The 19596-nt window shown below is 61.8% G+C and carries 19 protein-coding genes; 8 read left to right on the top strand and 11 right to left on the bottom strand.

Annotated elements, in window-relative coordinates:
- Positions 1-3: 3 nt before the first annotated feature.
- From argF to H290_RS0118170, 4 genes are all read right to left on the bottom strand, one after another.
- Positions 4-1008: an ornithine carbamoyltransferase gene (argF, locus tag H290_RS0118155; protein WP_020108249.1), complete on the bottom strand. Its 1005-nt coding sequence runs from the start codon at positions 1006-1008 to the stop codon at positions 4-6.
- Between the two features lie 13 nt (positions 1009-1021).
- Complete coding sequence (locus H290_RS0118160; protein ID WP_020108250.1) at positions 1022-2242, bottom strand: arginine deiminase; 1221 nt, start codon at positions 2240-2242, stop codon at positions 1022-1024.
- Between the two features lie 24 nt (positions 2243-2266).
- On the bottom strand, positions 2267-3232 hold the full coding sequence (arcC, locus tag H290_RS0118165) for a carbamate kinase (RefSeq protein WP_028463352.1): 966 nt from the start codon (positions 3230-3232) through the stop codon (positions 2267-2269).
- A gap of 256 nt (positions 3233-3488) precedes the next feature.
- Positions 3489-4277 carry an alpha/beta fold hydrolase gene (locus tag H290_RS0118170; RefSeq protein ID WP_231373738.1) on the bottom strand — a complete coding sequence of 263 codons (789 nt, stop codon included), beginning with the start codon at positions 4275-4277 and terminating at the stop codon, positions 3489-3491.
- Between the two features lie 132 nt (positions 4278-4409).
- Between H290_RS0118170 and H290_RS0118175 the strand changes: the two genes are divergently transcribed.
- The 4 genes from H290_RS0118175 (at position 4410) to H290_RS0118190 (ending at position 10423) form a co-directional block, all read left to right on the top strand.
- Entirely contained in the window at positions 4410-5018 is a 609-nt protein-coding gene (locus H290_RS0118175; protein ID WP_020108253.1) for a TetR/AcrR family transcriptional regulator, read from the top strand.
- 56 nt (positions 5019-5074) lie between these two features.
- Positions 5075-7327 (top strand): glycoside hydrolase family 3 C-terminal domain-containing protein, encoded by a 2253-nt coding sequence (locus tag H290_RS0118180; RefSeq protein WP_028463354.1) that lies wholly within the window; start codon positions 5075-5077, stop codon positions 7325-7327.
- A gap of 150 nt (positions 7328-7477) precedes the next feature.
- Positions 7478-8377, top strand: a complete 900-nt coding sequence (locus tag H290_RS0118185; RefSeq protein ID WP_020108255.1) for a LysR family transcriptional regulator — start codon at positions 7478-7480, stop codon at positions 8375-8377.
- A gap of 234 nt (positions 8378-8611) precedes the next feature.
- Positions 8612-10423, top strand: a complete 1812-nt coding sequence (locus tag H290_RS0118190) for a hypothetical protein (RefSeq protein WP_020108256.1) — start codon at positions 8612-8614, stop codon at positions 10421-10423.
- A 263-nt stretch (positions 10424-10686) separates the two neighbouring features.
- On the opposite strand, the gene H290_RS31745 is transcribed toward H290_RS0118190, so the two are convergent.
- Positions 10687-10971, bottom strand: coding sequence for an LGFP repeat-containing protein (locus H290_RS31745; RefSeq protein ID WP_231373740.1), 285 nt, complete (start codon positions 10969-10971; stop codon positions 10687-10689).
- A gap of 155 nt (positions 10972-11126) precedes the next feature.
- Between H290_RS31745 and H290_RS0118200 the strand changes: the two genes are divergently transcribed.
- Entirely contained in the window at positions 11127-11339 is a 213-nt protein-coding gene (locus tag H290_RS0118200) for a hypothetical protein (protein ID WP_020108258.1), read from the top strand.
- A gap of 232 nt (positions 11340-11571) precedes the next feature.
- Here the strand turns inward: H290_RS0118200 and H290_RS0118205 are convergent, their stop codons facing one another.
- From H290_RS0118205 to H290_RS0118220, 3 genes are all read right to left on the bottom strand, one after another.
- Positions 11572-12180 (bottom strand): hypothetical protein, encoded by a 609-nt coding sequence (locus H290_RS0118205; RefSeq protein WP_020108259.1) that lies wholly within the window; start codon positions 12178-12180, stop codon positions 11572-11574.
- 575 nt (positions 12181-12755) lie between these two features.
- Positions 12756-13319, bottom strand: coding sequence for a flavodoxin domain-containing protein (locus tag H290_RS29060; RefSeq protein WP_020108261.1), 564 nt, complete (start codon positions 13317-13319; stop codon positions 12756-12758).
- Between the two features lie 168 nt (positions 13320-13487).
- Positions 13488-14018: an Lrp/AsnC family transcriptional regulator gene (locus tag H290_RS0118220; RefSeq protein ID WP_020108262.1), complete on the bottom strand. Its 531-nt coding sequence runs from the start codon at positions 14016-14018 to the stop codon at positions 13488-13490.
- Between the two features lie 173 nt (positions 14019-14191).
- Between H290_RS0118220 and hppD the strand changes: the two genes are divergently transcribed.
- Entirely contained in the window at positions 14192-15397 is a 1206-nt protein-coding gene (gene hppD, locus H290_RS0118225) for a 4-hydroxyphenylpyruvate dioxygenase (protein WP_028463356.1), read from the top strand.
- Between the two features lie 35 nt (positions 15398-15432).
- Here hppD and fahA read toward each other — a convergent pair whose 3' ends face one another.
- From fahA to H290_RS0118240, 3 genes are read right to left on the bottom strand one after another with little or no spacing between them, the layout of a single operon-like run.
- A complete protein-coding gene (gene fahA, locus H290_RS0118230; RefSeq protein WP_028463357.1) occupies positions 15433-16605 on the bottom strand; it encodes a fumarylacetoacetase in 1173 nt (390 codons plus the stop codon).
- Entirely contained in the window at positions 16602-17798 is a 1197-nt protein-coding gene (locus H290_RS0118235) for a homogentisate 1,2-dioxygenase (RefSeq protein WP_028463358.1), read from the bottom strand. The genes fahA and H290_RS0118235 overlap by 4 nt, the downstream gene beginning before the upstream one ends.
- A 34-nt stretch (positions 17799-17832) precedes the next feature.
- The gene (locus tag H290_RS0118240; RefSeq protein WP_020108266.1) at positions 17833-18300 is read right to left on the bottom strand and encodes a hypothetical protein; all 468 of its coding nucleotides are present in this window, start codon (positions 18298-18300) and stop codon (positions 17833-17835) included.
- Between the two features lie 146 nt (positions 18301-18446).
- Here H290_RS0118240 and H290_RS0118245 point away from each other — a divergent pair, with 146 nt between their 5' ends.
- Positions 18447-18818, top strand: coding sequence for a hypothetical protein (locus H290_RS0118245; RefSeq protein WP_020108267.1), 372 nt, complete (start codon positions 18447-18449; stop codon positions 18816-18818).
- 32 nt (positions 18819-18850) lie between these two features.
- Entirely contained in the window at positions 18851-19492 is a 642-nt protein-coding gene (locus H290_RS0118250) for a vWA domain-containing protein (RefSeq protein ID WP_020108268.1), read from the top strand.
- The last annotated feature ends 104 nt before the right edge of the window (positions 19493-19596 follow it).

The raw sequence follows: 19596 nt of genomic DNA on the forward strand, positions 1-19596 counted from the left end.
TCCTTAAATGCCGAGCGTTGCGACGAGGACTGCCTTGATGGTGTGGAGGCGGTTCTCGGCTTGGTCGAAGACGATGCTGGCCGCCGACTCGAAGACCTCGTCGGTGACTTCGAGGCCGGAGCTCATGCCGGTGTGCTCCATCATTTCCTTCCCGACGGTGGTGTTCGGGGCGTGGAATGCCGGCAGGCAGTGCATGAACTTGACTCTCGGGTTGCCGGTGGAGGCCGTCAGCTCGGCGTTCACCTGGTAGGGAGCAAGCAGCTTGACCCGGTCGGTCCACACATCTTTTGGCTCGCCCATCGATACCCACACGTCGGTATGGATGAAGTCCACCCCGCGGACCGCTTCGGTTACGTCGTCGGTGATGGTGATCTGCGCACCCGTCTTCTTCGCCACCTCGTGAGCCAGGTCAACGACGTCCTTGGGTGGTTGCAGGTCCTTCGGGCCGCCCAGCCGGACATCACTGCCCATGAGCGCACCCATGATCAGCAGTGACCGTGCCATGTTGAACCGGCAGTCGCCCACAAACGCGTAGGAAATCGCGTCGTAGGGCTTGTTGCTCGATTCGTACATCGTCAGGAAGTCGGCGAGCATCTGCGTCGGATGCCATTCGTCGGTCAGGCCGTTGTACACGGGCACGCCCGCGTACTCGGCGAGTTCCTCGACTTCCGACTGCTTGCTGCCCCGGTATTCGATCGCGTCGTACATCCGGCCCAGAACCCTCGCAGTGTCGGCGATGGACTCCTTGTGGCCCATCTGCGATCCGGACGGATCCAGATAGGTCACCTGCGCGCCCTCGTCGTAAGCGGCCACCTCGAACGCCGACCGGGTGCGGGTGGAGGTCTTCGCGAAGATGAGCGCGATCTCCTTTCCCTGTAGCCGCTTGCCCTCCGTGCCGATGTACTTCGCGATCTTCAGCGCCTCCGACAGCTTCAGCAGATACCGCAACTCAGCCGGTTCGAAGTCGATCTCTTTGAGAAAACTGCGATTTCGCAAGTTGAATGACATTGGATCTCCTGATTCAGAAGGCCGAGTCGCGCTCAATGGGACAGGTCATGCAGTGAGATCCGCCGCGGCCACGGCCGAGTTCGAATCCTTCGATCGTGATCACTTCGATTCCGGCTTTCCGCAGTGCGGTGTTCGTCCCGGTGTTTCGCTCGTACGCAATCACCACCCCGGGTTCCAGCGCGACGACGTTGTTGCCGTCGTCCCATTGCTCTCGCTCGGCCCCGAATGTGTCCCCGCCGGTTTCGATGATGCGCATCTTGTCCACCCCGAGCGCCTTGGCCATCAGTTCGGGCAACGACCCGTTCTGCTCCTCGGTCACAAGGTCTTCGGCCGACTCACCCGGGCGGATCGCCCAGGTGCGCGCCCCATTCACAACCTGGGGGAACAATGTGACGAGGTCTCGGTCACACATCGTGATCACGGTATCCAGGTGCATGTAGCTGCGTGACTTCGGCAAATGCACCGCGAGCACCTGCTTTGCTGCACCTGCCCGAAACAGCGACCGGGCGATCCAGACCACCGCCTGGGGCGTCGTCCGCTCGCCCATGCCGATCATCACGGTGCCGTTGCCGATCGGCTGCACGTCACCGCCCTCCACGTGGCAGCGTCCCCAGTTCTCGTCGGACCCACCCAGCCAGATCGGGAAGTTCTCGGCGGCGAACATCGGATGGAAGCGGTAGATCGCCTCCATGATCATCGTTTCCGGCATTCGGGCCGGCTTGGTCATCGGGTTGATGGTGACCCCGCCGAAGATCCAGCACGACGGGTCGCGCTGGAACAAGAAGTTGGGCAGCGGCGGCACGAGCATGCTCGTCGGATCGGACGACTTCCACTCGAGGCCAACGTCTTTGGTGACGTCAGCTCTTGTTATTCCGCCGATCAGAAACTCGGTCACCAACGCCGCGTCCGCGGTCTCCAGCCATTCACGGGCTCGCAGCGATGCGGCGATACCCACCTGGCGCTCGCTCAGAACATGAGTGCTGACCCAGTCCGTCGCCTCGGGCTTGACCAGTGCCTCGGCCAACAGTCGCTCCGCCAGGAAAACCTCGACGCCACGCTCCCGCATGGCTTCACAGAACATGTCGTGCTCGGCTTTTGCCCTGCTGACCCACAAGACGTCGTCAAACAACAACTCCTCGGCATTCGACGGAGTCAGACGGGTGTGCTCGAGGCCGGGCCGGTGGACCATGACTCTGCGCAGCTTGCCAACCTCGGAAAACACTCCCAACGGCATTGCGATCTCCTTATGTTGCGTTGACTAGATGGACGGTTCAGTCAATTGGCCGTCGGTGAATGTGACGCCGGCGCGGGCGGTTGAGATGCGGGTGCCTGCGCTGCCGGCGAGCATGGCGTCGATGTCAGCCAGCGCACCGATCATGGCGGGATTGCCCGTCGTCTTCGCAAAGTCGCTCGCGGCAATGACCTTGGGCAGCATGGACCCCGCCGCGAACTCCGATCGGTACTTGGTGAGTAGCAAATCGGGATCGGCCTCCGCGACGGCCCGTTGCGCAGCAGTGCCGAAACCCACGTAAACCGCAGGTGCGTCGGTGGCCATGATCAGGATGTCGGCCTCGATGTCGCGTGCCAGCAAGGCGCTGGCACTGTCTTTGTCGATCACCGCCTCGACGCCGATCAGCTGCCTGCCCGCTTGATAAGCGGTGGGGATCCCGCCGCCTCCGGCGCAGATCACCACGCAGCCCTTCTCGAGCAGCCACTGGATGGGCTGGCGCTCAAAGATGCGTTGCGGGACCGGCGATGGCACGACGCGGCGCAGGTGATCGCCGTCAAGCTTGAATGTCCAGCCCCGTTCTGCCGCCAGCTTGTCAGCCGTGGACTTGTCGTAAAGCGGACCGATCGGCTTGCTCGGGTCAGCGAATGCCGGATCATCGGGATCGATCTCGATCATGGTCAACAGGGACGCCAGCGGCTTCTCGAAGGGAAGCCGATTGCCGAGCTCCTGTTCGATGAGATAACCGATCATGCCCTGCGTTTCCGCCCCCAAGACATCGAGCGGCGCCTCAGGCACCGGCTCGTACGCCGCTTCTTCCAGCGCCAGCAGGCCAATCTGTGGGCCGTTTCCGTGCGAAATTATGAGCTCGTGCTGTTGGGCGATCGGCGCGAGATGGTCGCACGCCAGCTGGATGTTCTTCCGTTGATTTTCGGTCGACATCAGCTGTCCACGACGTAGAAGCGCGTTCCCGCCCAAAGCTACGACGACTCTCATACTGCGCACCGCTCCCGCAAATAGGAAGTATTCGTGACGGACGAATTGTCGCAGTCCGTTTACAGCACCGCAGGAAAATTGATACTTCTTAACGAAATCGTGGGTCCGTGTTCATCTTGGTGTGGTTGGACTGACTCATGCCAAACTGCCGGTGGCGGTTACACGCGGCGATCCGAGAGCTTAATTCGTCCGACACCGTGTATTCAGTTGCAATACCAATTGTTCGAAACATCCAGGAAAATGACGACGGCTTGGTCTACTCGCTCACTGCGCGGGAGTTGTTGATCCGCGCCGCCCAGAAGGATGCCACCACGCGGGCCAGGGCGTCCGGTTGTTCGATCGCCGGAATGACCCGCGAACCGTGGATGGTCACTTCCCGCGCATTCGTCATCGTCGTCGCCACCGCGCGAGCCTCCTCCGGTGTCCATTCGCCACGATCATCCGTCGTCACAAACAGCACCGGGCAGTCGATCCGCGCGGTCGCCCAGCTCAGATCCGTGCGGTTGAGGATGGCGGTCTCGATGGCGCGAACCATTGCCGCCTTGCCGGATCGGCGCATCGAGGTCCGGAGCAATTCGAGCGCACCGGGATCGTTGCTCCGGGTGTCATCGGTGAACAGGGTCTCCTCGATTGCCCTGGCAGGCAAACCCCGTGGACCGAACGCGCGGTAAAGCGGCTTGAGTGCAGCAACTTTCAAGCGCTGGCCCCGATCGATCGGACGTGTCGGCGCGCTGATTGCGACGAGACTGCGAACATACTCGGGGCGAGTGGCGGCGAGTTCCATGCCGACGTGCCCACCCCAGGCGTTTCCGATCCAATCCACGGGACCGTCGAGTTCTGCATCGAGCGCCTCGAGGACCTCGATAGCCGCACGAGTGCATCCTGAAATATCGGTGGCCTCCTTCAGCGGATCACTCAACCCCGCTGAGGGCGCGTCGATCAGGAAGAGGCGTCGATGCGCAGAAAGGGCCGGCACCACGCGGTCCCAGCTGCTCGCGTCGACGAACATGCTGTGCCATGCGACAGCGGGCGGCCCCTCTCCCACAACGCGAATGTGCAAGTCTCCCAATGATGTCAAGACTGTGCGACTGCTTTCGGAAGTGAACATCAGCTCTCTTTCGTCGGTGGATTAATTCAAGTTACACAGAGTAATTTCAAATGGGTATACGCTGTTCGAATGGCCCGGACCTACTCGTCGGAACTGCGGACGGAACGCGCTCGCGACAACAGGCGCTCAGTCCTTCGTGCTGCGCACGAAATGTTTGTCTCGGTCGGTTGGGTGGCAACGACGATGGCTGGAGTCGCACACGCCGCGGGTGTCACGCGGCAGACCGTGTATCAGCAGTTCGAGTCGAAGCTGGAACTGCTCGATGCATGTATCGACCTGGCTTTGTCGGATGGCCAGCTGGTTCCGGTCCGCGACATGCCGGAGTATCGACACATGGCGGTGGGAGACAGAGCGTCTCGACTTGCAGCTGGTGCGCAATGGCTTTGCGGAGCCCATGAGCGTTCGGCGGAGATACAAAACGTGCTCGATCAGGCCGCCGTCACCGACACAGAGGCCGCAGCGCGATTGGTCGTTCGTGAGAACACACGCTGGGATGAAGTGCGATGGGCAGCATCGTTGATACTGGGACGAGAACCCGACGGCCACACAGTCGACGCCCTGTGGACACTCGCCTCACGTCGGGTCTGGTTGATGCTCGTACGCGATCGCAACTGGGATGGGCAACAGTGGCGCACTTGGTTCGTCGCTCAGGCAGGCGTACTTCTCGATTCGCCGTAAATGACTTTGTCCGTTTGCGGTGAGAGCCACCGCCAGTCAACCCGGAGGTGCAGTACATGAGCACACCATCGATCCCCGATCTCTCACTCCGGCAGAAATCTGCCCTAGGTAGTGGAGCTGACTTCTGGACCACCAAGGCGATCGGGACTGTGCCATCGATGGTGCTCACCGATGGCCCACACGGTGTCCGCAGGCAAGCCGGAGCGACAGACCACCTCGGCCTCGCCGGGAGCGAGCCCGCGACCTGCTTTCCGCCGGCGGTAGGGCTCGGACAGAGTTGGGACCGGGACCTGGTGCACCGAGTCGGCGAGGCTCTCGGACTCGAGGCCCGGAGCCTTGGCGTCGACATCCTCCTCGGCCCCGGGATCAACATCAAGCGCGACCCACGCTGCGGCCGGAACTTCGAGTACTACTCCGAAGACCCCATTCTCACAGGCATTTTGGGTAGTGCCTGGGTCGATGGTCTCCAAGGCACCGGCGTAGGTGCATCCCTCAAGCACTTCGCCGTCAACAACGCCGAACACGATCGCATGCGGGCCAGTTCGGATGTGGACGAACGGACATTGCAGGAAATCTATCTCAGAGCCTTCGAACATATCGTCCGCACCTCTGCGCCGTGGACTGTGATGTGCTCGTACAACCGCATCAACGGTGTCTACGCCGCTGAAAACCACTGGTTGCTCACGTCCGTCCTTCGCGAGGACTGGGGATTTGACGGTGCCGTGGTCAGCGATTGGGGTGCCGTTCGGGATCGGGTAGCCGCAGTCGCGGCCGGCCTCGACCTCCAGATGCCCGGCGGCAGTGACGTTCCCGATGCAGCCGCGGCAAACGCAGTAGAGGCCGGCGCCCTCGGGTCGGCGGCTGTCGACCGAGCCGCCACCGCCATCGCTGAACTCGGCGCGAAGGTACTGCGTGGTCGGGACGCTCCCATCACCAACCCCGACCTGAGCGCCCACCACGCGCTCGCTCGCGAAATCGCCGGCCGTTGCGTGGTTCTTCTCAAGAACGACCGGGATCTACTACCGCTGTCCGGCGGCCAAAACATCGCAGTGGTTGGCGATTTCGCCGAGACTCCCCGCTACCAGGGTGGCGGCAGCTCGCATGTCAACCCGACCCAAGTGGATTCTCCCCTGGAGGAGATCCGGGCCCTGGCAGCTGCGGGAACAGTGTCATTTGCCCGCGGATTCACCACCGACGGCACCGAGGACGCCACCCTGCACCCGGCAGCCGTCAAAGCTTCCACCGAGGCAGACGTTGCAGTCGTGTTTCTGGGCCTGGCGGCCACACAGGAATCCGAAGGCTTCGATCGCAAACACATCGAACTGCCGAGTGAACAGCTCGATCTACTCACCGACATCGTTCAGCAACAACCCAATACAGTCGTCGTGCTCTCCCATGGCGGTGTCCTACGGCTCGCGCCGGTTACCCGGGCAGCCACCGCCCTCCTCGACGGCGCCCTGCTCGGCCAAGCCGGCGGCGGCGCCATCGCCGACGTGTTGTTCGGCAAAGTCAACCCATCGGGCAGGTTGACCGAAACGGTGCCCATCCGTCTACAAGATGTGCCGGCGTACCTCAACTTCCCCGGCGAGAACTCTCATACGCTTTATGGTGAAGGACAATTCGTCGGCTATCGGTGGTACGACGCGCGCGCCAACGACGTCACATACCCGTTCGGCCACGGCCTGTCGTACACGACCTTCACCTACTCGGACCTCACCGTCAGCACCGCCGATACCACCGTCACGGTGAGTGTCACCATCACCAACACCGGAGAACGCGCCGGTCGCGAAGTCGTTCAGTTCTATACGTCAAAGAACGACTCGGCCGTCATCCGCCCGGTTCGCGAACTCAAGGAGTTTGCAACTGTGGACCTGGAACCCGGCGCCGGCGAGAGTGTCTCGGTGCAGATCGAACGCCGTGCGCTCGCGTACTGGGATGTCCGCACCCACGAATGGCTGGTCGAAGACGGGGACTACGACGTCAGCGCAGGAGCGTCGAGCCGCGACATCCGCGCGACCACGACGTTCACGTTGTCGGGCGACAAGCGCGACATCCCGATCACGATGGACACAACCTTCGGTGAGTTGATGGCCAATCCAGCTGGCCAGCCCCTGCTCTTGCACCTGGCCACGAACGCTCCTGGCGGAATGAATGCAGAAACCGACGGTGCGTCGATCGGCATCGACATGGCCCAGATGATGGCCTCGATACCCATCGGCCGAATGGCCGCCTTCGGCATGACAACTGACGAACTCGACGCGATGCAGGAAGTGATCGACTCCATCAACAATCGTCCCGGAGTCGTCTGACACCGGTCAACGGGCCAGGTGGTCCACACCGATGGCGACCAACGATTCGACCTTTTCGGCAGCCACTGTCGCCCAAACTACTATCAGCCCAATACTTAATCAGCGGTTCTGTGATACCAATTTAGGAATTATCGCAGGATGGAGTCAGAAATGGACATTGATCAGCTTCGATCATTTCTCGCCGTCGCTGAAGAACTCCACTTCGGTCGCGCGGCCGAACGGCTGCACATTGCCCAACCGCCGTTGAGTCGAACCATCAAGAACCTCGAACGCGAGCTGGGGACGCGATTGTTCGACCGCAACACCCGCTCCGTACGCCTCACCGCCAGCGGACACGCGCTCATCGGTCCGGCGCAGGAGGTCCTCGAAGCTCTACGCCGGGCCGAGGGTGCAGTGCAATCGGCAGAAGACGGGGAGGTCGGGACCGTGCGAATCGCGTTCGCGGGAGTATCGACTCACCGACTGGTGGCCCGATTGGCCCGCGTCGTCCGATCTCAGAGTCCGGGTATCAAACTCGAATTGTCGAGCCAGAACTTCGCTCAGCCGGCGATGAAAAAACTGGTTCAGGGCGAGACCGACCTTGCACTCGGTCGCTGGGACGTCATTCCCGCCGACGTCCAGACGCAGGTGGTGATGACCGACTCGCTCGTGGTGGCTCTGCCGGACTCCCACGCTCTTGCCGGCGCCCAGCACCTGTCGATCGCCCGGTTGGCGGGCGACGGCTTTGTTTCCCTTCCTCCACACGAGGGTGCAGTTCTGCCTGATCGCCTCAGACGACTGGCCAGCGAGAACGACTTCGTCGCCGAGGTCGTACAGATCGCCCCTGACACGCAGACTGCACTTGCACTGGTGAGCGCCGAAGTCGGTTGCCATCTCACTGTGGCGTCGGTGGCAGAGAACGTCACCGATCCACACATCGTGTTCGTTCCGCTGGAAGAGCGCAGTCTCGACGTCGACCTCCGCGTCGCCTGGCGACGCCATGACCCGAGCCCGGCGCTGCGGGCCGTGCTCAATGAAGTGCTGGCACTGGATAATTCAGAAGATCGCTGACACCTCAGCGTAGTGAAAGGTTTGTCAGCACGAGTCGGCAATGTCACGGTGCCCGTCGATACCAACATGGTGCAGGTTTCGGTACCCAAACGGTACCGGTTGTCTTCGGCTCGCCCACACAAGTTCCCTCGACCGACGATTGAGGTAGTCGACTACTCGGGACCAATGGATGCGGGCCTTGCATCATTGTGACAAATGGTTGATACCCAGATCGTCTGTTGAACGGAGCCAAGCATGTCTGAGTTTGATGAGGACAGTGAAAGTGCCAATGTAGGTGACCAGGTCGATCGCGTGGAGGATGTCCAGGTCGCGAAAGACGTTCTCACTGGGGATGTCCGGGGCCCGGATATCTCAGACCAGCTACGCTCCTCGGACCTCGTCGCCGATGTCAGCCTGGCTGACGGTGTGCGTTACACACCGGAAGGACTGGGCGTACTCAGAACCAGTTATGTGTTCAGAATCAACGAACTTCTTCGCGGGCAGTCGGCAGGTGAGTTTGTCACCGTCAAAGACACGGGCGGCGTATATCCGGACGGCTCGAGTGTCTCGACCGAAGATTCGTTCAATTTGATCCCCGGCGAGCGCTACGTGATTTTCGCCGACCGTGTCGGAGAGGATTTGTGGCTTCGGCAGGTCCTGCAGGTCCACGACGACGGCGACGCGGTAGCCGACGCCGCCGGCCGTGTTCTGATCGAAAGTCAGCAGGGTCCCGTCGCTCAGGCGTCGCCGACTTACGAGTCGCTTCGCTACGTGCGGCCAATCGCGAGGCCAATCGAACCGATGGAGGGCTCTCCAGACGAGGCATCGGAACCGCTGCCTGCGCCTCCGGAGGCGTCCGTCGCGCGACAGCGTGCGCTGAACCTGCAAGCGGTCGTGCAGTATCTCCGAGCCCGCAACAGCCGGCTTTCACCGTCGGAAGATCGTTCGGCCGTCGAAGAGGAAGAAGACCCTGCGGCCCCACCGCTGACAAGCCCGCCGCCGACGAGCACTCAGAGGCCGGGTCAGGAGTCGGAGCGTGGCACCGTGAGCGAAGGCCCTCTCCGCGCGGTCCTCATAGGCAGCCACGTCACTGCTTTCCAGAGTCACTTTCATTTCATGCCTGATGACAACAACTGGGCCTGGACCAGCCACTGCCGTGGGAGTTGGAACACCCTGGTCAACAACAATCTCGGCCTCTTCGCGTACAAGATCACCACAGCCGACGGACAGCCAATACGCAACCGGTTGCCTGTGGCCAACAACAACCAGAACAGTGTCGGTGTCTTGACCAACGCACAGATGACCGCTGGCGGCTTCGACACGTGGAACGTGCTCTCCGCCAACGGTGTCTGCTACACCTGGGTCGACAGCAACAACAGGATCCGCGAGACCGACATCCTCATCAACCCGGCTATCGCCGCAAACGAGGCCCAGTTCCGCAAATCGCTGACTCACGAGTTCGGGCATGCATTGACGCTGAACCATGAGACCGCGCGGATGGCGCTGCTATATCCAGGAACGTTCCGGCAACCCCCAAACTATGGCTCCCTGTGGTACTCCAGGCGGGACGACCATCAGGGAGTGCGGGCCATGCTGCAGTGGGTGAATTCCAACAAAGGTGCTGGGACTTGGAACATTGCCCAATTCACCGACATGGCAACCTGGTCACAGGCGCACGACAACCCCGGTACCGCCGGGAACCTCGTCATGACCCGCATATCAACCGAGGCGGTGCGCCGTGGCGATACCGCCACAATCAGCTTCGTTCATGTAGAGAACCGGGGCAATGTCGCTGCGCAGAACGTCCGGTTGAAGTTCTACCTCTCAACAAACGAGGTGATCACCGCCAGCGATCACGAGATAGCTTCCTTCACCTGGAATACATTCACCAGCTGGTGGAGCGGTTCGCTCAACGTGCGGATACCCAATTCCGTCCCGGCAGGCCAGTACTTCGTCGGCTGGATCGTCACCACTGACACGCCAGAACGATCGACGTCAAATAACACCGCGATCCTGATGCGCGACCACAACGCAAACTTCGCGAAGGTCCGCATCACCGTCAGCTGAACAGGAGCATGACTGCAGCGGCCTGAACTCTTCGTCATAGAATCCCGCTGACGCGAGTGCAAATCACCCATCGAATGCCTGACTGTCCACAACAACTCGACTTGACAACTGCCGAACACCCAGCATCAACAAACGCGAATATCGCTCCTCCACTGTATGATTCGACAAAACAGCAGCCCGGGACTGCGAAGCCATCGCTTCAACCTTCGCCTCGACGTTGCCCAGCGCACCGGCGAACGCACCGGGAAGGTCCGCTCGATCTTCTACTTCCCCTTCGATTCGGTCTGTTCGAGGGTGACCACCACTCCGGTCGGTGACCAGGTCAGCCGACCATGCTCGAAGGTTTGGGTGATGTTGTCGGTTCCCGCGACTGACTTCTCGTCGCACGTGGGTAGCCCGAGCGGCCCGGTTTCCCAGCCCATAGCGGCGTAGCGCTTACCGATCTCGCCGTGGACCAGAAACCCGGCCGGGTCGACGTCCTCGGCACGAACAGGACACCGCCCTCGAAAGAGGGCACACCGCCCCAGCTGGACGTCGTGATGTAGCACGCGTGTTCCTGAATACGTGTGCTACGCGGCAGGGTCGCCAGGAAATCGGGTATTCAACTACTCGTGATGTCTCGCGCGTTCACTCGTAGTTTTGCGGTCATGAGGGGTCCGGCGGGACCGGGCACCTGAAGATCGAATCTCAGGGAGTGGTCGAAATGACCGAAATAGCAGCGAATCTTGGCGTGCAACCGCGCCGCAGCGCCCGGCGAGGCGAGCCAGCCGGACCCGCGGTGTGGCGCCACCGCCTTCTGGCCGCTGTGCGGGCCCAGTTCGTGGGCGCCGAAAAGACCGACCGGCCAAAGCATTACCCCAGCCACTACTCATTCATCGAGCATGCAGCGATGTGGCGTGAAATGGACAGGCTGTAAGCTTCTGACAGGATCCCGCAGCTGCCGACGGCACCACCAAACCGAATCCTGCACGCCGGCGGTGTGGTGCCGCCGACTCTAGGTCCCTCGAGCGTGCCGTAATCACCGTCGAGTGTGCCAAAAATGTTGTTGCATAGGTATTTTCGGCCCGCTCGGCGGTAATGTGGGCACGCTCGGCGGTCGGATCGGCACGCTCGGCGGCGACCGAGCCCTCAAGCCCGGAATCGACCCGCTAACGCTGGTCTAACGAGGGGAGCTGACTCTTCAGCATCTCGAGCTGACCACGGATCATTTCGAGGTTGGTACCGGGCGATAGCGAGTTGAGTCTGATCTGCGCAGCACTCGTGATTGCGTCGTCCAGGCCGGTCTCAAATACACCGAGCCGGGACCAGGCCTCGCGTGCAGCCACGTTCTTCGGCTCATCGTCCCCGCTAAACCCCGGTTCTATTGATCGCCCGAGGGCAGCGAGGTCGTCGGCTACGACGAGCTGCGCGTCAGTGTCGTCCGAAATAGACGACAACCAAGACCTGACCGCGTCGGACTTGGTGGCGGCGCCGACTTCATTGAAGACGCCCGCCTTCATCCGGCAGCTCGACAGACGCCGCGACCATCCGTCGTCGATTGTCATGTCCACCTCGTCGTACAGTGGACCCGCCGGCGCCGGTGTCAGAGATCTCTCCGGGGCGACGTGCCGGGCGTGTAGCGTCCAGAAGACAACTGCGCCTGCGAGGTAGGCAAGCGACCCTCCGACCTTGTCTCCCACCGTCTCACCGCCGAACGGCATCACGACCGCCCCGATGCTGCAGAAAATCGCGAGAACGATCCGCCAGTGAACCTTCATAAATGCCTTGAACGCAGTCCAGAGTGGATTCTCATTTTTGGGGAGGTTGTGCGGCGAATTCAGCCACGAGGGCAATCCGGAAATGTTCGCGGGAGCCGGCGACCAGGGTGCAGGAGCTGGCGGCCACGGTACCCCGCTCTGTGCGCCGGTCGGAACAAAATTCCGATGACTGACGGTCTTGACCCTGGTTGAGCCGCAGTTCGGGCACCGAGACCATAGATCGCGACTGGCGAGCGAACGTTCATGATTACCTGGCAGTCGCGCGACTCGTGCGGCCCCACTTCCCCACAGCGCCCCACCCTCGTCGTACCAACGCGGCTTCGGTGCCTTGGCAGACCGGCCTGCGAACCACTTCTGCGCGCATCGCTCACACATCCGCGCGTCCTCGTTCACCGCCATGGCTACACACCCTCAGAACTCTCTTGGACTACTGACCAACCACCAGATTATCTCCCCGCGCGCCTGCCACCAACGCGCGAACGATCGACGCGGAGGACCGTGACGTCTCTCGACCCGTATGCCTCCGAACGCATCTCGGTCGCGAAACATCCTGCTGTTCAAGATATTTCGTCATTCTAGCTCGGTTCGGCGCTCCCCGCCCCACGCGCGGACGCCAGGTCGGTCAAGAAGTCCTCGACGAACCGCCGCACGCCGTCCCACTCGGTGTAGACATAGTCGCGCGAGGTATCGGTGCCCAGGCCGCCTGGCCTGTCGTGGGCGATCCTCTTCATGATGTGGCGCTTCGCGAACCCATAGTGGGTGTAGAGAAGCGCACCGCCGAACAAGGCGACGCGGGGCGGAACCCACCTGGTGTCCTTCTCGAGCTGCTCGACGTATCCCTGGGCCTCCTCGGTATCGCCATGGGCTGAGAGGCTCACCGAGAAGAACGCCGAAGGTAACCGGTCGAGCGCATCGCGCTGCTGCTCCACGAACTTGACCACGTGCTTCTCGTGTTTGCCCATATGGATGGAGGCCCCCACGATGACGCCGTCGTAAGTGTCGGGCGCGACGTCGTGGGCTTCCTCGATGTTGATCACTTCCGCCTCGAAGCCGTGGCTGCGCACCACGTCCGCGATGTACTCGGCGATCTTTGCGGTCTGCCCTTCGGTGGTTCCGTAGGCGATCAGGATGTTGGTCATTGTGTACCTTTCCCGAACAGCCGGTCGGTGCGTGAGCGCTCACCTCGAATCTCGAGGACCGCGACAACCGGTTCACCGACGCCACGACATGGCTCCGGATATTGACAGTCTGACGCTACTGGTGCGTACGCGTGGTGTCGGGGGACGTTGGTCACCGATTGCCGGTACCTATGGCGCCCTTCGAGACTTCCGAAAGGCAGGAGCTTTCGTATCTCGGGTTGGATCGAGAGTCTTCAACAGAGGCATGGTGCGCAGTGGAATGATCACCGACAGTGCGATCACGCTTGTCGATCGGGTCACGACAGTGGATCGGTTCAGTTCGATCAAAGTGGACTGAAGACCATCATGAGATGCTGCAGCGATACGACACAGCACGTCGCCTGATCCCGTTGTGGCGTACGCCTCCAAAACGCCTGGTATCGAAGCGAGTTCGTTGGTCACACTGTCCAGATCACCCTGCGCGATCTCGAGCGTCACAAAAGCTTGGACTCCAAATCCCGCTGCAGCGAGGCCAATGGTGGGTTCGTATCCCGCGATCACACCTGACTCTTCGAGCCTGCGAAGATGCGCCTGGACGGTTGCTCGTGCGACGCTGAGCTGTCGCGACAACTCCAGCGCGCCGGCCCGCGGAGACTCGTGCATTGCGCTGAGCAATGCGAAATCCAACTCGTCGAGGACCGTTGCTTCGGGAACCATCATCGCCGTTCAGTAACCCATCGAGATATATACAGATTGTATAGCGTGGACAGCCTCGGACCGGCCGATTGTTACCAATTTGATTAGCTCCGAATAGCTCGATTGCACGAAATACCGGTCGGAAGGTTATCTGTTTGTACGGCTACCACCAAAAGGGTGCCGAGAAAGGCCCTGCGATGAGTATCGACTACGCCCTCACCAACGAAGAACACTTGGCGGACCTCGACCTCGAGCAACTCCGGCAGCTTGTCGGCCTCGTCGAGTACGACGGACACCGCGACCCCTTCCCGGTCAGCGGCTGGGATGCGCTGGTCTGGATCGTCGGAAACGCCACGCAGACTTCACACTTCTTTCAATCGGCGTTTGGCATGGAACTGGTTGCCTACTCCGGACCCTCGACCGGCAACCGTGATCACCACGCCTTCGTACTCGAAAGTGGCGCAGTACGATTCGTCATCAAGGGTGCGGTGGATCCTGCGAGCAAGCTGATCGAGCACCAGCGCAAGCACGGCGACGGCATTGTCGACATCGCGTTGTCGGTTCCCGACGTCGACAAATGCATCCGGCACGCCCGCGCACAGGGGGCGACTGTTCTCAGCGAACCGCACGACCTGTCTGACGAGAACGGGACCGTCCGAATGGCGTCGATCGCCATCTACGGCGACACCCGCCACACACTGGTCGACCGGTCAAGGTACCGCGGGCCTTATCTGCCCGGCTACGTGGAGCGGACTTCGTCGTACCTGAAGCGACCTGGTGCACCCAGGAGAATCTTCCAGGCACTCGACCACGTCGTCGGGAACGTCGAACTGGGAATGATGGACCAATGGGTGCACTTCTACAACCGCGTCATGGGGTTCACCAACATGGCCGAGTTCGTCGGCGAAGACATCGCCACCGACTATTCCGCGCTGATGAGCAAGGTGGTGACCAACGGCAATCATCGAGTGAAGTTCCCGATCAACGAGCCGGCCATCGCCAAGAAGCGGTCCCAGATCGACGAATACCTGGAGTACTACCAGGGACCCGGGGTGCAGCATCTCGCGCTCGCGACCAATGACATCCTCGCGGCCGTCGACGTCCTGGTCGATGAAGGTATCGAGTTCCTGGCCATTCCGGATTCGTACTACGAGGATTTGGAACTACGCGCGCGGATCGGCGCGGTCAGAGCTCCCATCGAGGAACTGCAGAAGCGGGGCATCCTGGTCGACCGTGATGAAGACGGCTACCTGCTGCAGATCTTCACCAAGCCTGTGGTCGACCGACCGACCCTCTTCTTCGAACTCATCGAGCGGCACGGTTCGCTGGGATTCGGAAAGGGCAACTTCAAAGCGCTCTTCGAGGCGATCGAGCGGGAACAGAACGCCCGCGGCAACCTCTGACGCGCAGGCCACCATCACCGGCGACGGCATGGATGTCAACTACCGACAATCCGTCCGCGAACATCACCGAATCCGATCCGCGTCCCGCCCGGACCCGGCGCGCTTGCCGAAATGACGACCTCGTCTCCGTCTTCAAGAAAGGTTCGCATCTCATCGCCGACCGCGACGGGTTCAGTTCCTCCCCAGGTCAATTCGATGAATGCGCCACGCTGTTCTTTCGCTGGGCCGGAGATCGTTCCGGAGGCGAACAGGTCGCCGGTGCGTGATGACGCACCGTTGACCGTGGTGTGTGCCAGCATTTGCGCCGGCGACCAGTACATCGCACCGTACGGAGGTCGCGACACCTCGTGCCCGTTCCATTCGACCGCAAGATCGATGTCGAGTGCCCACGAGCGCCCTTCGCGAAGATAGGGCAACGGTTCAGGATCCTGGATCGGGGTGCTGATCCTGGCTTCCTCCAGTGCGAGCAGTGGCACCACCCACGGCGAGATCGACGTCGCAAAGCTCTTTCCGAGAAACGGACCGAGCGGCACGTACTCCCAGGCCTGGATGTCACGGGCCGACCAGTCATTGACGATGACAGCACCAAAGACGTGTTCCGCGAACTGATCCGGCGTGATCGGGGCTCCGCGTTCGGACGGAACTCCCACAACGAAACCCATTTCGGCCTCGATGTCCAGACGTCGGCTGGGACCGAAGTCCGGCGCGCTCTGCGACGGGGTCTTGCGTTGGCCGGCAGGCCTGATGATGTCGGTCCCGGAGACGACCACCGTGCCGGCGCGGCCGTGGTAGCCGACCGGCAGGTGTTTCCAATTCGGCATCAGCGGTTCGGAGTCCGGCCGGAACAGTCGGCCCAAATTACTGGCGTGATGCTCGGATGCGTAGAAGTCGACATAGTCGGCCACCTCGAAAGGCAAATACAGGGTCACAGCACCGACCGCGTGCAGTGCTCCGGCCGGGACATCGCCCTCTGTAGCCAGCGCGGCGATCTGTGCACGCACGTCGACCCACCGTTGACGCCCCTGTGCCATAAAGGGATTCAGCAACGGATTCGCGAATACGGTATCGCCGAGTGCGACCGACAAGTCGACCACCATGTCGCCGATCCGTACACCGACGCGCTTGTCAGTGCCTCGGGTGGAAAAGATGCCGTAGGGCAGGTTGTTGACGCCGAACTGGGAGTCTGCCGGAACGTCGAGTCCGGTCATGTCGCGCTCGGCCCATGTCTTGCCCAAGACCACGCATAGTTGGTGTCTTCGCACGCCGCCGCACCTTCGCCGAGTTCGAGCGGCCGGAAGGTGTCGACCATGACCGCGAGTTCGTCGAAGAATTCGACGCCGATGCTGCGCTCGTACGCGCCCGGCTGCGGTCCGTGGGAATGCCCACCCGGGTGGATCGAGACCGATCCCTGACCTATACCGGACCCCTTGCGCGCTTCGTAGTCGCCGCCGACATAGAACATGATCTCGTCCGAGTCGACGTTCGAGTGGTAGTAGGGCACCGGAATCGACAGCGGGTGATAGTCCACCTTGCGGGGAACGAAGTTGCAGATGACGAAGTTGTCGCCCTCGAATGCCTGATGGGCAGGCGGCGGCTGGTGGACCCGCCCGGTGATCGGTTCGAAGTCCGAGATGTTGAAGGTGAACGGATAGAGACATCCGTCCCAGCCGATCACATCGAACGGATGGTTCGCGTAGACAAAACGCGTGCCCACGATCGCGGTGGACCCGCGGTGCTTGACCAGGACTTCCACATCGGCCTGCTCGCGCACGATCGTTTCGGTCGGGCCATGTAGGTCTCGCTCGCAATAAGGCGCATGCTCCAACAACTGACCGTATTTCGACAGGTACCGTTTCGGCGGCGCGATGTGGCTGTTGGCCTCCATCACGTAGGCCCGCACCGGACCCCGGGGTAACCAGCGGTGGGTGGTCGATCGCGGGATGAGGACGTGGTCACCCTCGGTGGCATTCAGCGAACCGAACACGGTCTCGACTGTGGCCGAGCCGGATTCGATGTACACAATTTCGTCACCGATCGAGTTCCGGTACAGAGGAGACTCTTTCGCCGCCACAACGTACGAGATACGGATATCGGCATTGCCGAGGATCAATCGCCGTCCCGTGACGACATCGGCGTCGGCAGCCACGTCATCAGGGAAAAGGTTGTGCAGCTTCAGGTGGCGTGGCTTGAGGGGATGATTCGGCGTCGTCGTCAGGTCTGGCAAGTCCCAGACCGTCGCGTCGACAATGGCCGACGGAATGTACCGGTGATAGAGCAGCGACGAATCGGACGAGAAGCCCTCCTCCCCCATCAGCTCTTCGTAATACAGCTGCCCATCGGCATTTCGATGCTGGGTATGTCGCTTGGGTGGGATTGCGCCGAGTCGACGGTAGTAGGCCACGATTTTCTCCTCACGAAGGAGTGTGGTGGCTCAGCTACGTGGGCAGATCTACCCGCAGGGCCATGTGCTCATCGAGTATCCGGCGCAACGCGGCGTCCATCGGATGCGCGGTTGCGAGCTCGCGGCCGTCGCGACTGTCCACCACGACTACCCCGCCCTCACGCGGTTCCGCGACGTCGACTTGATCGATGAGCGGATCGAACAATGCGGGCGGCGTGGCCAGGTAGTACAGCGCATGGCGCGACTCGTTCAACCCGGCGGCGTATATCAATCCGTGCTGCGTTATCACGAAGAATTCCGACGTGATCCTGGCGTTCGGGATCTCGCCTTTGCCCCACGCCGCTGCGGCGTGCCGGGACTCCGCCAATCTGTCGGGGACGTCGTCACTCAGTGTGAGTAACTGGTGTACGAGAGTTCCACCCGCTCGTGGATAGACATCGATGGCGGATCTGAAGTACCGCTGAAAGATCTCGCCGAAATAGTCGTACCGTTGCTCGCTCATCGCAGCTCCCAGGTTTCAGACTGATACCTCAATTGTGCGCCTGCACCGTCAGTTGAGGAGCAGTTCCGCCAGGACGGGTACGCTCAAATACATCCAAATGTCCGCACTTTCTGCGGTAGCGCACTTTCTGCGGTACGCTGGGGCTCATGTCCGACGATCGGTACAACCAGATTCGCGACGCGTTGGACGGGGCCGAGAACGCACCGCCCATCGATGCGCTTCGGCACCTGCGGTCTGTTCTCGACATTGCCAGCGCCATGCTCGATGAGCAGATGGCGCGCGCGGTTGTCGAGAGCGATGTGAGCATCCGGTCGGCGGCGTCGGCGGCGGGCTTGTCGGAGAACGCCGTCGGACCACGGCTGGCCCGCACCAGCATGCTGGCCGACTACGCCCGCCCCAACGGTCGGGTCACCGCCGCCGATGTGCGCCGCGCGCAGTACGACCGCGAGGCGGGCACCGCGGTCGACCCGGCCGACAAACCCACGCCGCTGCGGTTCAAACCACGTCGCAGCACCTGAGACCGTAACAACTGGGAGACAAGGAGATTCGCATGACCAATCCGAACCTGACCTGGGTCGTGTTCCTGCTGGACCGGTCCGGGTCGATGCAGTCGATCAAGTCCGACACCGAAGGTGGTTTCGCGGCGTTCATCGCCGAGCAGCGCAAGGCGACCGGCGAGTGCGCGGTGACGCTGGCCCAGTTCGACAACGACTACGAGGTCGTCTATTCCGGCCTACCGGTCACCGAGGTCCCAGCCCTCGACCTGGCGCCGCGAGGGCGCACCGCACTGTTGGACGCCATGGGCCGGTTGATCACCGACACCGGCCAGAAGTTGGCCGCGTTGCCCGAGGCCGATCGTCCGGGCAACGTCGTGGTCGCGATCATGACCGATGGCATGGAGAATGCCAGCGAGGAGTGGACACACCCCGCGATCAAGTCGCTGGTCGAGCAGCAGACCAAGGACTACGACTGGCAGTTCCTCTACATGGGCGCCGACCAGGACGCCGTCGAAGTCGGTGCCCGCCTCGGTGTGAAGCGAGAACAAGCCGTCACCTACAGCCGCGGAAATGTCGACGCCGTGATGGGCGCGTCCTCATCCAACCTCGCCGCATTCCGCGACGCGCGGGCCGTCAACCCATCAGCACCCATGCCCGGATACACCAACGCGCAACGGTCGTCCGCCGACGAATGACCAGTCGACCACAGCCCACCCGCGTCGGTCACCACAGTTGCCGCATTGCGGATGCCGTTGATTCGCAATGACTCTCGTGAAGCGACGGCGTCGTCTCGACTCAT

The organism is Nocardia sp. 348MFTsu5.1 (assembly GCF_000383535.1).
In the GTDB taxonomy this organism is placed as follows: domain Bacteria; phylum Actinomycetota; class Actinomycetes; order Mycobacteriales; family Mycobacteriaceae; genus Williamsia; species Williamsia faeni.

Excerpts from the sequence above, each read along its gene's own strand:
- argF (WP_020108249.1), bottom strand. The coding sequence starts at position 1,008 with ATGTCATTCAACTTGCGAAATCGCAGTTTTCTCAAAGAGATCGACTTC.
- H290_RS0118160 (WP_020108250.1), bottom strand. The coding sequence starts at position 2,242 with ATGCCGTTGGGAGTGTTTTCCGAGGTTGGCAAGCTGCGCAGAGTCATG.
- arcC (WP_028463352.1), bottom strand. The coding sequence starts at position 3,232 with ATGAGAGTCGTCGTAGCTTTGGGCGGGAACGCGCTTCTACGTCGTGGA.
- H290_RS0118175 (WP_020108253.1), top strand. The coding sequence starts at position 4,410 with ATGGCCCGGACCTACTCGTCGGAACTGCGGACGGAACGCGCTCGCGAC.
- H290_RS0118180 (WP_028463354.1), top strand. The coding sequence starts at position 5,075 with ATGAGCACACCATCGATCCCCGATCTCTCACTCCGGCAGAAATCTGCC.
- H290_RS0118185 (WP_020108255.1), top strand. The coding sequence starts at position 7,478 with ATGGACATTGATCAGCTTCGATCATTTCTCGCCGTCGCTGAAGAACTC.
- H290_RS0118190 (WP_020108256.1), top strand. The coding sequence starts at position 8,612 with ATGTCTGAGTTTGATGAGGACAGTGAAAGTGCCAATGTAGGTGACCAG.
- H290_RS0118200 (WP_020108258.1), top strand. The coding sequence starts at position 11,127 with ATGACCGAAATAGCAGCGAATCTTGGCGTGCAACCGCGCCGCAGCGCC.
- H290_RS0118205 (WP_020108259.1), bottom strand. The coding sequence starts at position 12,180 with ATGAAGGTTCACTGGCGGATCGTTCTCGCGATTTTCTGCAGCATCGGG.
- H290_RS29060 (WP_020108261.1), bottom strand. The coding sequence starts at position 13,319 with ATGACCAACATCCTGATCGCCTACGGAACCACCGAAGGGCAGACCGCA.
- H290_RS0118220 (WP_020108262.1), bottom strand. The coding sequence starts at position 14,018 with ATGATGGTTCCCGAAGCAACGGTCCTCGACGAGTTGGATTTCGCATTG.
- hppD (WP_028463356.1), top strand. The coding sequence starts at position 14,192 with ATGAGTATCGACTACGCCCTCACCAACGAAGAACACTTGGCGGACCTC.
- fahA (WP_028463357.1), bottom strand. The coding sequence starts at position 16,605 with ATGACCGGACTCGACGTTCCGGCAGACTCCCAGTTCGGCGTCAACAAC.
- H290_RS0118240 (WP_020108266.1), bottom strand. The coding sequence starts at position 18,300 with ATGAGCGAGCAACGGTACGACTATTTCGGCGAGATCTTTCAGCGGTAC.
- H290_RS0118245 (WP_020108267.1), top strand. The coding sequence starts at position 18,447 with ATGTCCGACGATCGGTACAACCAGATTCGCGACGCGTTGGACGGGGCC.
- H290_RS0118250 (WP_020108268.1), top strand. The coding sequence starts at position 18,851 with ATGACCAATCCGAACCTGACCTGGGTCGTGTTCCTGCTGGACCGGTCC.